11 protein-coding genes, 1 tRNA gene, 1 pseudogene and 1 riboswitch are annotated in these 14281 nt (G+C 57.1%); of the genes and pseudogenes, 3 read left to right on the top strand and 10 right to left on the bottom strand.

Features of this window, described 5'->3' with window-relative positions; translation table 11 throughout:
- The 7 genes from GOB83_RS12280 to gatC all read right to left on the bottom strand — a co-directional run bounded on the left by GOB83_RS12280 (position 1) and on the right by gatC (position 9120).
- Positions 1-2130 carry a DEAD/DEAH box helicase gene (locus GOB83_RS12280; RefSeq protein WP_165926277.1) on the bottom strand — a complete coding sequence of 710 codons (2130 nt, stop codon included), beginning with the start codon at positions 2128-2130 and terminating at the stop codon, positions 1-3.
- A gap of 249 nt (positions 2131-2379) precedes the next feature.
- On the bottom strand, positions 2380-5109 hold the full coding sequence (locus GOB83_RS15020) for a type IV secretion system DNA-binding domain-containing protein (protein ID WP_242005859.1): 2730 nt from the start codon (positions 5107-5109) through the stop codon (positions 2380-2382).
- A 50-nt stretch (positions 5110-5159) separates the two neighbouring features.
- Positions 5160-5558: an Arm DNA-binding domain-containing protein gene (locus GOB83_RS12265; protein WP_242005858.1), complete on the bottom strand. Its 399-nt coding sequence runs from the start codon at positions 5556-5558 to the stop codon at positions 5160-5162.
- Positions 5559-5694: 136 nt separating this feature from the next.
- Positions 5695-5787 (bottom strand) — tRNA-Ser (locus GOB83_RS12260).
- Positions 5788-5894: 107 nt separating this feature from the next.
- Positions 5895-7349, bottom strand: coding sequence for an Asp-tRNA(Asn)/Glu-tRNA(Gln) amidotransferase subunit GatB (gatB, locus tag GOB83_RS12255; RefSeq protein WP_095350457.1), 1455 nt, complete (start codon positions 7347-7349; stop codon positions 5895-5897).
- Entirely contained in the window at positions 7346-8833 is a 1488-nt protein-coding gene (gatA, locus tag GOB83_RS12250) for an Asp-tRNA(Asn)/Glu-tRNA(Gln) amidotransferase subunit GatA (RefSeq protein WP_165926276.1), read from the bottom strand. The genes gatB and gatA overlap by 4 nt, the downstream gene beginning before the upstream one ends.
- Complete coding sequence (gene gatC, locus GOB83_RS12245) at positions 8833-9120, bottom strand: Asp-tRNA(Asn)/Glu-tRNA(Gln) amidotransferase subunit GatC (RefSeq protein WP_025828657.1); 288 nt, start codon at positions 9118-9120, stop codon at positions 8833-8835. The genes gatA and gatC overlap by 1 nt, the downstream gene beginning before the upstream one ends.
- Positions 9121-9199: 79 nt before the next feature.
- Between gatC and ruvX the strand changes: the two genes are divergently transcribed.
- Together ruvX and GOB83_RS12235 are read left to right on the top strand one after the other, a co-directional pair.
- Positions 9200-9679, top strand: coding sequence for a Holliday junction resolvase RuvX (gene ruvX / locus GOB83_RS12240; protein WP_086647107.1), 480 nt, complete (start codon positions 9200-9202; stop codon positions 9677-9679).
- Between the two features lie 89 nt (positions 9680-9768).
- Positions 9769-10257 carry an endoglucanase gene (locus tag GOB83_RS12235; RefSeq protein ID WP_242005857.1) on the top strand — a complete coding sequence of 163 codons (489 nt, stop codon included), beginning with the start codon at positions 9769-9771 and terminating at the stop codon, positions 10255-10257.
- 103 nt (positions 10258-10360) lie between these two features.
- Here the strand turns inward: GOB83_RS12235 and GOB83_RS12230 are convergent, their stop codons facing one another.
- The 3 genes from GOB83_RS12230 to GOB83_RS12220 form a co-directional block, all read right to left on the bottom strand.
- On the bottom strand, positions 10361-10657 hold the full coding sequence (locus tag GOB83_RS12230; RefSeq protein ID WP_165926275.1) for a hypothetical protein: 297 nt from the start codon (positions 10655-10657) through the stop codon (positions 10361-10363).
- 417 nt (positions 10658-11074) lie between these two features.
- Positions 11075-12361, bottom strand: coding sequence for a 4-aminobutyrate--2-oxoglutarate transaminase (gene gabT, locus GOB83_RS12225; RefSeq protein WP_095350460.1), 1287 nt, complete (start codon positions 12359-12361; stop codon positions 11075-11077).
- 174 nt (positions 12362-12535) lie between these two features.
- A complete protein-coding gene (locus GOB83_RS12220; RefSeq protein ID WP_086647106.1) occupies positions 12536-13486 on the bottom strand; it encodes a LysR substrate-binding domain-containing protein in 951 nt (316 codons plus the stop codon).
- 166 nt (positions 13487-13652) lie between these two features.
- Positions 13653-13874, top strand: a riboswitch (cobalamin riboswitch).
- A 158-nt stretch (positions 13875-14032) separates the two neighbouring features.
- Here GOB83_RS12220 and GOB83_RS15015 point away from each other — a divergent pair.
- Positions 14033-14281, top strand: a pseudogene (locus tag GOB83_RS15015) (hypothetical protein); the annotation flags it as partial.

The following is a 14281-nucleotide window of genomic DNA, read 5'->3' as shown; positions in this document are numbered from 1 at the left end:
TTATTGTCCTAATTGTCTGCGAAGCTCGTTCAGGACAGTTTCAGATAGATCATCTAATTGTATTTGTCCTTTAGATAGCTGTTTAAGCAAAGCGCTTGCGGCTGCATTCCCTTCTTTTACATGCTTCTTCTCTTCGAGGGACATATCCCTATTCACAACACGAAGCTTCGCACGTAAATCAGAATTTGGATAAATGAATTTTAACTGGTAATTATTTTCAACAACACGATCGTATTCAGATTTAAGAAGACGCATATTTTTTCCATGCCCGACTACACGCACCCAAGCCTTACTGCGCGTCATAGCCGTAAATAAACGATTTCGGACCTTTCCTATTTCCCCAAATGAATTGTAACAATCCTGAGCATTTATTACATAGACCATACCAGCCTCGTTACCTTTTGCCCGGAATATTCCTGTAAAAGCAACGGATCCGTCATCTGGTTTGAAAAATACGTCTGAACTGGTGTCCACCCCAGCAAGATGAGATGGTATTCCATTATCAAACAATATTTTTCGAATAAGACCAACTTGTTTTGGGGTGCTTAGAGGGTCTGGATTTATAACAATAATGTCGTCAGCTTTTAACTCGTCCTCTTTCAGGTTTTTGATGATTTGCGAGGCAATCCACTGTGCTTGCTCATCGGCATCTAAAAATTCTTGAAAGAAAATCAAAGGCGCTACACTAGATGGATTTTCTAGAAAGGCTGGGCTCGCTTCAGGTGTACGGGCTAAAGTGACCTCTTGGTTATCCGCAAGGTTTCCAGACGTAACCTGATATCCGACATCTATCCAAAGTTCCGCCCTATCAAACATTTGGGTAAGGCCGGTGTTAGTTTTGGGGTCTGGAGTACGGTATATGCCGAAACCAAGCGCATGAGCGGATGCCAAGACAGGCCTGGAGTTACGATAGCATTTCTCAAGAATGATATCTTGGCTTTCGACAGATCCGTCAAACTTTACTAGAGGCTGCCCTTTCTTATCTTTTCCGAAAATTTCTTCCGGGGAAGGTAAGCTAGCATCTGTAAGTGACTGAAGCTCGTCATATGCATATACAAGACGCTTATCAGCGCCTAACGAATGGTAGCAAAGCTTCAAAAATGAAGCGTCGAAATCTTGAGCTTCATCAATCAAAATTGCATCATAAAGCTGTTTGCAATTTTTTGTAGACGATAGTGCTGAAGTAACAGCTCCAGAGAATGCCTTATCATATCCGTATTTATTTTTTGCCGCCTGAAAATCAATGTATTCAACACCATTTTCTAAGCAAAAATTATAATAAATACCAGATCTACTTTCTCCTCCTGGCGCACCCCAAGCATTTATTACCTTTAAATTATCGTTAGGTGGTTCTCCAGTTTGTTCCAGAACAAAAGTTTCTATGAGACGAATAAACTGTTCTTTTAATGAGCGTGTATTAAAGGTTACCGCAATTTTCCAGTCGGGATTTTGAGTGTGTAGATAAGCTGCCTTCAATGCTAAAACAATAGTTTTTCCAGAACCAGCTAGCCCTCGTATTCTCTGAACGCCTTTAACTGTTTCAATTACTGCTTTGCTTTGCCTAGAATCAAGATTTGCAATTGAATCCTCTAATGCCTGAAGTGCAGCGCCATGGGAATCTGATTTTTTGTTTATTCTGCGCCGTCTATTTCTTCTAATAGTAGAAATAGACTGAATAACAGAAAGGACAGACTCATAAAGATATGGATTTTCCCAGTCTACTTTATTTATCTCTTCTATTAAATTTAAGTCGTTAGCAATAATATGATCTTCATCATCAGGAAGATATTTTATTGCTGGCGCATAAGTGATTGTATATGGCTCGGCAAGAAGATTTCTTCCTTTTCGCAGAGCTTTGTGAGCTTTTAGTTTGGTCTCAAGCAGACTTCCAATGTCGTCCTGCACGTCTCCAAATGACCCTGCTTCCTTGCCTTCGATCAGATGGAAAGCAATCACACCATGTCGTTTGGAGATAAGGAGAGCATCGATTGATACAGCATCGTCTGGTGTGGATAAGACGGGATAGCCAACATAGAGAACACCTTGCTCGTCGGAAAAATGCCTCTCAAAAATCTCTACCAACCGATCGGTAGATACCGGCTTCTTGGCTGAGCCCTTGATGATTTCCATGCTATCGACACTTTCTACGAGCAAAATTTAGGGGTTATACTACCGTGCCACTCATTAAAAGGCTAGCTGCCGCTTACTAAGGACGTCGCAAGGCATTCCCACTTCTCTTCTGTCAAATCAGAGGAAGAAGTGCTTCGTTTTACGTATAGTTCCAGCTAGACGGCCTCGTTGTTATCTCGTCCATATCCAGAGCCTGAGTCATTGGCTAAGCCTTTTGAAAACCCATTAGGTCCACCATCAGAAAAATTTTCACATGGCGAGGCTTATTTTCTGGACCTTGTCGCTATGTCGGACTTTACCGCCCTGAATTTTAGCTTCGAGTTTATTAACTGCGAGAGTCCCTATTCCTACCCGCTCCTGAAGTCCGACCTGCATTTCAAATCGGTCATCCGTGTAAAGCACGCTCTCCGCCTTGGCGCGTGAGAGGGCCACATAGAAGCTCTTCTGCTCCAAAAGATGCGTGGCCGAACTCTCCGCATTGGCAAAAACCCGAGCCTCAGCGCCAAGCTGACCGCTTTCGATGAGTTTATTCCGAATGCCCTTGGTTAGAGCATCCCGTCCTTCACGTGATGGCTCAATGACCAACGTTTTCTGCCGTTCTTCTGGGCTGAGAGCTGCATAATCCGCAGCAATCTGCGCAAAACGGGCTTCACGACTGGCAATCTCCACCACACGCCCGCCGCCACGGTCCAAGGCCTCCAAGGCCTTCTTGGCGTTCCCCTCCAAGCTGGCCTCTACAGCCGCCTTCGTATGCTCATTGGTCTGGCGCAAGATCGTCGTCAGCTTGGCCGTCTCCATGCCCGCCTCTTGAAGCTGCTCAAAAGCGGCTCCAGCCTCAATGGAGCCAAGCTGTTTAATGTCGCCCACCAAAAGCACCCGCGCTCGGTGGCTTTGCGCTGTGCTCAGCAGCTTCGCCATATCCTTTGCAGAGACAAGCGACGCCTCATCGACAATCCAGAGCTGAGGCTGGGAGGTCGGGCGTCCTGATGCCAGCAGATGCCGCGCCAAGGTATCGGCCCGACTGTCGAGCGCATCTCCCAGAACCTGCGCGGCTGAGGCGGTCGGGGCCAGGGCCGTGACGCGATAGCCTTGCAATTCCGCGCTTTTCGCCACTGTTGCCAGAACGGTTGAGGTCTTGGCGGTGCCTGCGTAGCCTTGGAGTCCAACGATCTGATTGCGGCTTGTGAGGATCTGCGCGGTCGCAGTCCGCTGCTCCTCATTCCAGGCGTGCGCTTTGAGGACTGAGCGCTGCTCAGCCTGAGCCACGGTTTTTCCCGCCTCAAGGGGTGAGAGAATGGGAGCGGCTTTGTGGCGTCCGTCCTCTTCCAACCGCAAGAGTGTCATTTCATTGGCGATATTGGCCGCCGTCGTCATGCCGTCAAAGGCGGCGCCCCGATAATCAAGATAGGTCCGTCTCTCTAGCCCGCCAGCCGTCTCAGCCCGCGTGATCGCCTCAGCAATCTCGGCCTGACTGATCGAGCCAAGCGCAAAACGTCCTGCCGCCTCATGCAGCGCTGTCGTGGCAAAGACAGAATTGCGCTCGCCCAGCATCGCCGCCCCTTGAGCAACAGCTTGATCCGCTAACAGCTCCCGGCCAAACGTGTTGGAACTCTCTTGATCGGCTTGCGCCGCCAGGCGCCCCTGAGCCTCTGCCACAAGCTGACGGCGCTTTTCCTCTGTCAGACCGGCTGAGTCTGCGGCCTCTCTCCAGGCCTGCACGAGCTCAGCCTGGGGCACGGCCTCTTTGGTCTGGCGGGTATCAAGCGCGATCGTCTGTTTTTCGGCGGCACTCGCCTGAGCGCGCGACTTCCCACGCTCCGCCAGTTGAGCCTCAATCGCCTGCGCTCTTTGGCTAAATGCCTCCAAGCTCCCAGGAGAGAGAGCGGCAATCTCAAAGCTCGAATCTTTGCCTTTGGTGAGCTCGTAGCCCAGCTTTGTCACCTCATGCGCCAATTCCTGGCGATAAAGCGCACCAAGCTGCTTTTGGAGTTGATACAGAGCGCGGGGCTCTAAACTCCGCCAATGGGGGAGCAGACGCGTCATATTGTCGACGCGGGGAAGATCGGGGAACTCATCGAGCACAAACCACAAACGACGCGTGTTCGAGGGCGGCAAAGCCAGTGTCGCCGAGGCCGCGCATTCGAGCCACAGCGCCATGAGCGGTTTGACGGCTTCGAAGTAATCTTCCTTGCGCGGCACAAAGACCCAAGGCGCGCGTGTTCCGCCTTTGTGCTTGTCCAGGCCACCGAAGAACGCAGTAAAAGAGAAGCTTGTCGCGCCCGGTTCCGGATCGGCTCGCAGGAACATCAGAAGGTTGACCGCCTTGGCGAGCATGAAGAGCACGCTGGCTGTGGCACGTTCTGCATCTTGGGCAAAGGTGCGTGCTGAGGAGGTATGCGCCAGCCATCGGCCCAGCTCCTCGCTCGTCATATATTGCAGGGCCTCAATCAACGCGGTCGGTGTTCCGCGTTGTTCTTCCCAAAGCTGGCGCAGGATATTGGCGACCAGGATGCGCGCTGTCTCCAACCAGACATCCCGATCCCGGTCACCAGTTTCATTGATCAGATAGCGCGCAAGACGCGCTGCATCCGCCGGATGCTGGATTTCGTCGAAGAGGTTCCAATAAACCCCGCGGGCATCAAAAGGGCTGAGGATGATGTCGCCCCGCACGGGGTTATAATACTGAGCGACGAAACTGCCGGAGATGTCATAGACGATCGCAGGCTCGCCACGGGCCTCGATGCCATCAAGCATCTGGCGCATGGCTGTGGTCTTGCCGGACCCCGTCGAGCCATCCATTTCAAAATGGCGGGTTTCAAAACCGCGCGGGATCGGCACTGATCCGATGAAGAGTGCCGCTGGATCATCGGGGTTGGTCGTGGCCTTAGCGAGCGTTTGGGCTGAGACGAGTTGCGTGCCGCTGATATAGCGGTCTGCCAGCTCAGCAGCGGCTTTACGCTGTCGTTTGTCTTTGGTCATGCCCAAGCTTTGCGCGCCCTTCGACGCGCGGAGAGCGGCGCCCGTGCGCGTCAGGGGTTCCTCATCATCTTGTTCGTGGCGCTTGTAAGCGGACTCTTATTCGGGCTCGCCACGACACAACGCGAGACACTGCGTCTGTCAGGAGCGTTCTTGCGTGCAGAAGCCCAACGTCCGGTGATGGCCATACCCGCTTCTTTACGGCGCTCTGAGACGGGGTCGATTCCGACCTCGACCTGCATTCGCGTTTTAACGGCACGCTCTCTTGCGAGGGCCAAGGGTACCTTCTTGACGCTGCCTAATCCGATATCCCGTCGCTTTCCGTTCTTCTGAACCCTGCAAACCCAGGATTTGCTGCCTGACGGCGTCACGACGAGATAGAGCCCATCGCCATCTCCGTAGCGTCCAGGCTCTTTGGTGGCTTTTACAGAGGTCGCTGATAACCGGCCCATCTATTCCCACACTCCATACCACGCGTGATGTGGGATAGAGTGCAATTTGATGAGTCGGGATGCAACATGAAATGAGAGGATATCCGCAGAAATCCGCCATTTGTGATGCAGCTTAAAACTGGATTGTAAGGGTGATTGGCGGAGGGGAAGGGATTCGAACCCTCGATACGACTTGACATCGTATAACGGTTTAGCAAACCGCCGCCTTCAGCCTCTCGGCCACCCCTCCGCCGAAGAGTGCAGACACGACGTTTGCATCGCTGCTTTTAGGGGGTTTGGCGCGTTCCGTCAAACCCCCTGATGCGTAATTTGGTGTTATTTTTTATCTGGTCGTTTTTACGCGTCCAGATGGGTCTTGAGGGCTTCGTTCACCATGGCCGGGTTGGCCTTGCCCTTGGTTTCCTTCATGACCTGCCCCACAAAAAAGCCGAACAGCTTGTCTTTGCCGGAGCGGTATTCGGCCAGTTTGTCGGGGTGTTTTTCCAGCACGGCGGTAATGGCCGCATCAATCGCACCCGTATCGGTAACCTGCCGCAGGCCCTTCTTTTCCACGATGGCATCGGGGCTTTCACCCGTTTCCACCATGTCTTCAAAGACCTCCTTGGCAATTTTGCCGTTAATGGTCTTGTCCGCAATCAGGTCCAGCATCTTGCCCAGTGCATCCGCACTGACCGGGCTGGTCTCAATCGTGTTGCTGGTGCGGTTGAGGGCGGCAAACAGGTCGCCCATAACCCACGTAGCTGCCAGCTTGCCGTCCCGCCCACGGGCCACGGCCTCGTAATAGTCGGCTACGGCCTGCTCGGCTATCAGCACCCCGGCATCGTAAAAGGCAATGCCGTATTCGGCCTGAAAGCGCGCGCGTTTGGCATCGGGCAGTTCGGGCAGTTTGGTGGCCAGTTCGTCCACCCATGCCTGTTCCAGCACCAGCGGCAGCAGGTCGGGGTCGGGGAAGTAGCGGTAGTCATGCGCATCTTCCTTGGAGCGCATGGTCCGGGTTTCGCCCCGGCCGGGGTCGAACAGGCGGGTTTCCTGGTCCACCTCGCCCCCGTTTTCCCAGATTTCCACCTGGCGGGCGGCTTCCACCTCAATGGCCTGCATGACAAAGCGGATGGAGTTGACGTTCTTGATCTCGCAGCGCGTGCGGAAGGGTTCCCCCGCCTTGCGGACCGATACGTTGACGTCAGCACGCATGGAGCCTTCTTCCATGTTGCCATCGCAGGTGCCGAGGTAACGCAGGATCTGGCGTAGCTTGCGCAGGTAGGCCCCGGCTTCTTCGGGCTCACGGATGTCAGGCTCGCTCACGATTTCCATCAGCGCCACGCCGGAGCGGTTAAGGTCCACAAAGGACTTTGTGGGGTCCTGATCATGCAGCAGCTTCCCCGCATCCTGCTCAAGGTGCAGGCGGGTAATACCAATTTCGCGCACATCCCCGTTTTGCAGTTCGATGCTGATGGTGCCCTTGCCCACAATGGGGTGCTCGAACTGGCTGATCTGGTAGCCCTGCGGCAGATCGGCGTAGAAGTAGTTCTTGCGGTCAAACCGGCTGAACAGGTTGATCTGCGCGTTAAGCCCCAGCCCTGTGCGAATGGCCTGCGCCACACATTCGTGGTTGATGACGGGCAGCATGCCGGGGAATGCGGCATCCACCAGACTGACCTGTGTGTTGGGGTCCCCCCCAAAGGTGGTGGATGCACCCGAGAACAGCTTGGAATGGCTGATAACCTGTGCGTGGACTTCCAGCCCGACCACAATTTCCCACGTGCCGGTGCGGCCTTCAATCGTGTAGCTCATGCGCCTGCTCCCGCATGGACGGATGGCGTGTGCGTAAAGCCTGCCGCCGCTTCCAGCGCGCCGCCAATGGACAGCACGGTTTCTTCATCAAAATGCTTGCCAATAACCTGTAGCCCCAGCGGCAGCCCGGCATCGTTCAGCCCTACGGGCACGGAAAGTGCGGGCACGCCGGCCATGCTGGCGGGCACGGTAAAGATGTCGTTAAGGTACATCTGCACCGGGTCGTCCATGTTTTCGCCCTGTGCAAAGGCGGCGGACGGGGCGGTGGGGGTCAGCAGCACGTCCACGTTTTCAAACGCGTTTTCAAAGTCACGCTTGATCAGGGTGCGGACCTTCTGCGCCTTCAGGTAATACGCATCGTAATACCCGGCGGACAGAACATACGTGCCCATCAGAATACGGTTGCGCACTTCCTGCCCAAAGCCTGCGGCACGGGTGGCTTCATACACACCATCCAGCGAGGGAGCGTCCTTGCGCAGGCCAAAGCGGATGCCATCATACCGTGCAAGGTTGGAGGAGCATTCAGCCGGGGCAATAATGTAGTAGGTGGTCAGCCCGTAGCGCGTATGGGGGAGGGAGACATCCACCACTTCGCAGCCTGCGGCCTTCAGCCATGCAATGCCCTGTTCCCACATGGCCACAATTTCGGCTGGCAGGCCGGGTGCGCGGTATTCTGCGGGAATGCCCACGCGCAGGCCCTTAACGCTTTTGCCCACGGCTTTGTGGAATGCGGGCACGGGGCGGTTGGAGCTTGTGCTGTCCTTGGCGTCAAAACCTGCCATGGCTTCCAGCATCAGCCCGGCATCGGCCACGCTGCGGGTCATGGGGCCAGCTTGGTCGAGCGAGCTGGCAAAGGCAATGGTGCCCCAGCGGCTGCACCGGCCGTAGGTGGGTTTAAGGCCAACAATACCGCAATAGGCTGCGGGCTGGCGGATGGAGCCGCCTGTATCCGTGCCCGTTGCGGCCAGCGCCATGCCTGCGGCAACCGCAGCGGAGGACCCACCGGAGGAGCCACCGGGCACAAGGGCGGTGGCCTCGTCCCCTTTGCGCTTCCACGGGTTTGTGGCCGGGCCAAAGGCGGAATTGATGTTGGCCGAGCCCATGGCAAACTCGTCCAGATTGGTCTTGCCAAGGAACACCGCGCCTGCGTTCAGCAGATTGGCGGTGACCGTGCTCTCATAGGGGGGCACAAATTCGGCCAGCATCTTGCTTGCAGCTGTGGTGCGCACGCCCTTGGTGCAGAACAGGTCTTTTACGCCAATGGGCAGGCCGTCCATAATACCGGCCGTGCCGGCTGCGTAGCGGGCATCTGCGGCGTCAGCACTGGCCAGTACGTCGGCTTCGGGCAGAACGGTAATGTAGGCGTTAAGGGCGGTGTTCAGGCGGCCAATGGCGTCCAGGTGAGCCTGTGCCAGCTCCCGCGCGGAAAACTTGCGGGCGGCAAGCCCGGCGCGGGCTTCGGTTAGGGTTAGACCGGTCAGCATTATTCCACCACCTTGGGTACGGTATAAAAGGGGCCAGATGTTTCGGGCGCGCAGGCCAGCAGGGCATCGCGGCAGTTGCCGTCGGTCACCTTGTCTTCACGCTGGCGCAGGGTTTCGGTTTCTGTTCCCACCATGGGCGGCACACCGGTAACATCCACTTCGGCAAGCTGGTCAATCCAGCCCAGAATGCCATTAAGCTTCTGGCGCGTGGCCTCCAGCTCGTTTTCCTCAAGCCCTATACGGGCCAGTTTTGCGATGCGTCGGGTGGTCGCAAGGTCTAGCGACATGAGAGTGGGCCCCTCTTTCTTCAGTCTGAATAGAGAATTGCACCTAGCATAATCACGCGGAAGGCAACATACCATGGGCATGACTCTTCTCACTCTTCCCCAATTAGCTGCCACCCTGCCCAGACATGCCCGCCTTCTGGGCATAGACCCCGGGCGCAAACAGGTGGGGCTGGCGCTGTCCGATGTGTCCCGCATGGTGGCCTCCCCCTTCCAGACCGTAAAGCGCGGCAAGCTGGGGCAGATGGCTACCTTTATCCGTGCTGTTGCGCAGGAGCATGGGGTGGCGGGGCTGGTTGTGGGGGTGCCTCTCTCGCTCGACGGGTCGTTTGGTCCGGCGGCGCAGGCCAGCCGGGACTGGGCCATGGACCTGTCGGCCCAGACCGGCCTGCCTACCTGCCTGTGGGACGAGCGCCTGTCCTCCTCCGCGGTTAACCGGATGCTCATACAGGAGGCCGATCTGTCCCGCGCCAAGCGGGCGGAAGCGGTGGATAAACTGGCCGCCGCCTATATTTTGCAGGCAGCGCTGGACAGCATGCCCAGCGCCATCACGCCTTTCTGATTCCAGATTAGGGGCTTACATTTGCCACAAATGGCCCGCAAACCTAGGCATACAAGAGACGTTACAAGATATTTGAGAAGGAATACCCAATGACCAAGCAGTCGTTTGCTACCGCTTTAATGACCATGGTGGGTGCCGCCGTATTTGCTGTAAGCCTGCCCGCAGCCCCTGTGCATGCGGAAGATGGTGCTCTGACAAAAGCATGGAACTCCACCCGTCAGGGAACGGAAAAGGCGTGGGATAAAACCAAGTCCGGCACGGCCGAGGCATGGGACAAGACAAAAGAAGGCACAACCGAAGCTTGGGACAAAACCAAGGCTGGCACCGACAAGGCTTGGGACAAGACCAAAGCCGGTACGGACAAGGCATGGGATAAAACCAAATCTGGCACGGAAAAGGTCTGGGACAAGACCAAGTCCGGGACCGAAAAAGCGTGGGACAAAACCAAAACCGGCACCACCGATGCAGCGCATGACGTAGGCAAGTGGGGCGAACGCACGGGCCAGAAAATCGGCAACACCAGCACCGCCGTCGGGCACGATATTCGTAACGGCTTTACGGATGATGACAAAAAATAAGGCCGGATAACTCTGGCCTGTAAAAAACCCCGCCCTCCGGAATGGAAAGGGCGGGGTTTTTTTTATGGGCTCTGCACGGCAGGCCGGAACTGTCCGCCCCGTATCAGGCGAAGGTGTCCAGCACGCTGGTGTCGTTCTGTGCGGAATCGGAGGCCGAACCGGAAGAACCACCCGTTGTGGTTTTGGAAAGGATGTCCCCGCTGGCATCCTTGACGATGGTTGTAATGGACCCATCGGCATTAAATGTCTGGCTTGTGGTGGTGGAAGAGGAAGAAGAGGAGGAGCTGCTGTTGCTGCTCCCCGAAGCGGAAGAGCCAGAAGCCGTGCTGGAGGAGGAAGACGTGCCAAACAGGCTGCTCACAGCACTGCTGCCGCTCAGATTTGAAATGGAAGAAGACATAAGGGATGCCTCGCTTATCAGCTGGTTTTAAAAACTCGGGGTATTGTCGATCCGGGGAGAAAGGGATGTCAATCTTTATCCGCCATGCCTGCCCTGCGGAGCATTAAGGGCGGAGTGCGGTCCGTGCGTTATCGGTCCGCGTTACGGACCCGCCAGAAGGTACGGTGCGCGGAGCGGAGCGTGCCCAGCCCTGTTTTTACGGCCTGCCAGTAGGCTGCAAACGCGGTCATGCGCGTGACCCCCATCGGTTTAAATTCTTTTTTAACCTAATGGGGAATCATGGCCTGACTATGACCCCGGACTGACCTGTGCAGGCAACCGCCCGTGACCGGACATACAGAAAAGGCGACTCCCCCGCCCCCGTGGGGGAAGGAGAGCCGCCTTTTGCCGCAGGTTCAGCCCCGTAAGGGGAGCTGATCAGGCTTTGGCTTCTTCGATCAGGATCTGTTCAATAATGTCCAGCCCTTCATCAAGCAGCGCGTCAGATGCGGTCAGGGGGGTCAGAATGCGGATGGTCGCACCCTGCACGCCGCAAGCCAGCAGAATCAGCCCTTTTTCACATGCCTTGGCGCAGAGCTTGGAGGCAAAGCCTGCCCGCTGTTCCACACCTGCGTGGCGTTCAAGAACGTCAAAGGCGATCATGGCGCCCAGACCACGCGGCATGCTGATGGGCAGCATGTCCGTGCGCTTGTGCCATGCGGTAATGCGTGCCTTCAGGCGTTCGCCCATGGCATTGGCGCGGTCGAGCAGTTTTTCTTCGTCAATCACGTCCAGTACGGCAAGGGCTGCGGCGCAGGCCAGTGGTGCGCCGGCATAAGTGCCGCCCAGCCCGCCGGGGGGCACGCTGTCCATCAGGTCCGCGCGGCCAATCACGCCAGAGAGCGGCATGCCGCCTGCAAGGGATTTGGCAACGGAGATCAGGTCCGGTTCCACGCCGGAGTGCTCAATGCCAAACAGCTTGCCGGTACGGCCAAAGCCGCTCTGCACTTCATCGGCAATCAGTTTAATGCCGTGCTGGTCGCACAGGGCGCGCAGGTGCTTGAGCAGTGCTGTGGGGGCCACACGGAACCCGCCTTCGCCCTGCACGGGTTCAATAATAATGGCGGCCACATTGCTTGGGGCAATATCGGCAGCAAACAGGAAGTGCAGCATTTTCAGGCTGTCTTCCACCGTAATGTCATGGTCGGGGAAGGGGACATGGTACACTTCGCCCGGCAGCGTGCCAAAAGGTGCCTTGTAGGGCAGTACCTTGCCGGTCATGGCCGAAGCCAGCAGCGTGCGGCCATGGAACCCGCCACAAAAGGCGATCACGCCATTACGGCCGGTAGCGGCACGGGCGATCTTGACCGCGTTTTCGGTTGCTTCCCCACCCGTGGTGAAGAAAATGGTCTTGGCCGGGCCGGAGAAGGGCGCGCGCGCGTTCAGCTTTTCGGCCAGTTCAATGTAGGATTCGTAAGCCGAAACCTGAAACGCCGTGTGTGTAAAGCGTTCGAGCTGCTTTGCCACCGCAGCCATCACCTTGGGGTGGCGGTGGCCCACGTTCAGCACGGCAATACCGCCTGCAAAGTCAACGTAGCGGCGGCCTTCCACATCCCACAGCTCCGCGTTTTCGGCCCGGTCTGCAAAAACGGGGGTGGAGGTGGAAACCCCGCGCGGCACGGCGTTGTTACGGCGGGCCAGCAGGTCTTTGTTGGTGGTGCTCATGTCAGGTTTGGCTCCGGTTGGCGGTCATATGGTCCGGCCCGTGTTTGGGGCGGGACAAACATGTTCGTTCCGTAAGTGGTTTTATTGCACGCGGGGAGGCGCTTTTTTGGTGCGTGGGTGGTGATGAAAAATCAACACCCGACCCTTCGGCGCCAGACCCGTTCTTCTGGCAGTTTACGCCGGAGGGGGCAGGGGGGTGTCCGCCTCCTGCGCAACCTGTTCCATCAGCCATGTGCGGAAGGTGCGCAGGGAGGGTTTTTCCCACATCTGTTCGGAGGCGCGCAGCACGTAGGCCCCCAGCGGTGTGGCCTTGAGCGGGGTTTGTGTGGGCTGCACGCGCACCAGCCGCCCGCTAAGCAGGTCATCACCAAGCAAAAACGGGTTGCCAAGGGCTATACCCTCCCCCGCGCGGGCGGCGGCCAACGTAATATGGGCCTGCCATAACCTGCCTGCGGTGGGAATGGTGGCGGCCTGAACCCCTTGCGCTGCAAACCAGCGCCGCCATTCCGTATCGTCCTCCTCATGCAGCAGGGGGGCGTCCAGCAGGTCTTCGGTTGTGTGGGGCTGGCCGCCAAGGGCCTGAATGCACTGGGGAGATGCGACGGGAAAAACCGGCGGGCGGGCAATGGCCATATGCCGGATGGTGCGTGGTTCTGGCGTTGTGCTGCCATCGCGCACATAGCCGATCTGGGCATGGTTGGTGGATTCCACACCGCTGATGTGGAAGGCCGCACTGGCATCCACCGAGCGGAGCTGCACCTCCATATGCGGGTGCAGTTTGCGAAAGGCGTAAAGCCGGGGCAGCAGCCAGTGGTAGGCAAACCCGTGCACGCAGGTCACGGTCAGGGGGGCTACGCGGTTGCGCATATCTGCCGTGGCCGTGGCCAAACCGTCCAGCAGGGGGGCTATGCGGTCGTAATAGGTCTGGCCTGCCTGAGTGAGCCCGCCAGTGGTCTTGTCGCGCAGGGTGATGCCCAGAGAGAGTTCAAGGTCGCGGATATGGCGGCTGATGGCGGCGTGGTCCACGCGCAGTTCCGTGGCCGCCCGCCGGATGCCACCCGTGCGGGCGAAGGCGACAAAGGCGTTCAGGGCGGACAGGGGGGGAATACGGTAGCGTGGGTCCATGGGTCTGGTGTGCTGGGTCATGTCCGGGGTGGCTGGCCCGCCATTGGAGGGTAAATGGCCCAAAAAGCAAGCACCCGCCCCATGTTTGCCTCTGGCCATGTTGGGGCGGTATGGGGCGTAGGTGGGGTTTTTGCGTTGCAAATCGGTTAAAATATAGGCTATTGCGCAGTTCATTATAGCCAACGGTCCCGCGCAAGCGGAATAAAAGGGAATGCCGTATTCTCCCCCGTGGGAGATCAGTCGGCGACTGCCCCCGCAACTGTAGGCGGAGAGTATCTGGCCCGAGCGGTGTTGTGCATCGCTGCCACTGGTTGCCCCGCAACCGGGAAGGTTGGGCCCGATGCGTTGATCCGCAAGTCAGGAGACCTGCCGTTGCCGCTCATGCCTTGATCGCCGGACGGGGGTGCCGGAGATGGATGCTCGACCATGCTACTTTATCCCTGACGGCCCTTTTTCCCATACGCGCATTTCATTCAACAGCACGCCCCGCTCCGGGGTGGGGAAAACAGGCTTGATTCCATGATTTTTTTACAAAAAACAGCCCGTATGCGCTGGCGTCTGGCGCTTTTGTGCCAGTCCGTAGGTGCTGCCGGTGTGCTTTTGCCCGCAGCCGCGTTTGCGCAGAATGCGGAGACACAGCTGGAGCAGGACCGCCGGCGTCTGGGCAATTCCGGCCCTCTGGTATCCGAGGTTGACCCTGCCACGGTGCGTGACAGCATGCGCGCGGCAGAAGCGGCTGCCTCCAAGAATGATGAAGACCACCCCGACCTGAGCGACCACCTGCTGGGCAATATG

The sequence above is a fragment of the Acetobacter fabarum genome (genome assembly GCF_011516925.1).
Classification (GTDB): domain Bacteria; phylum Pseudomonadota; class Alphaproteobacteria; order Acetobacterales; family Acetobacteraceae; genus Acetobacter; species Acetobacter fabarum.
Note: the sequence above shows the minus strand (reverse complement) of the source record. Positions and strands in the feature narration are given on the sequence as shown.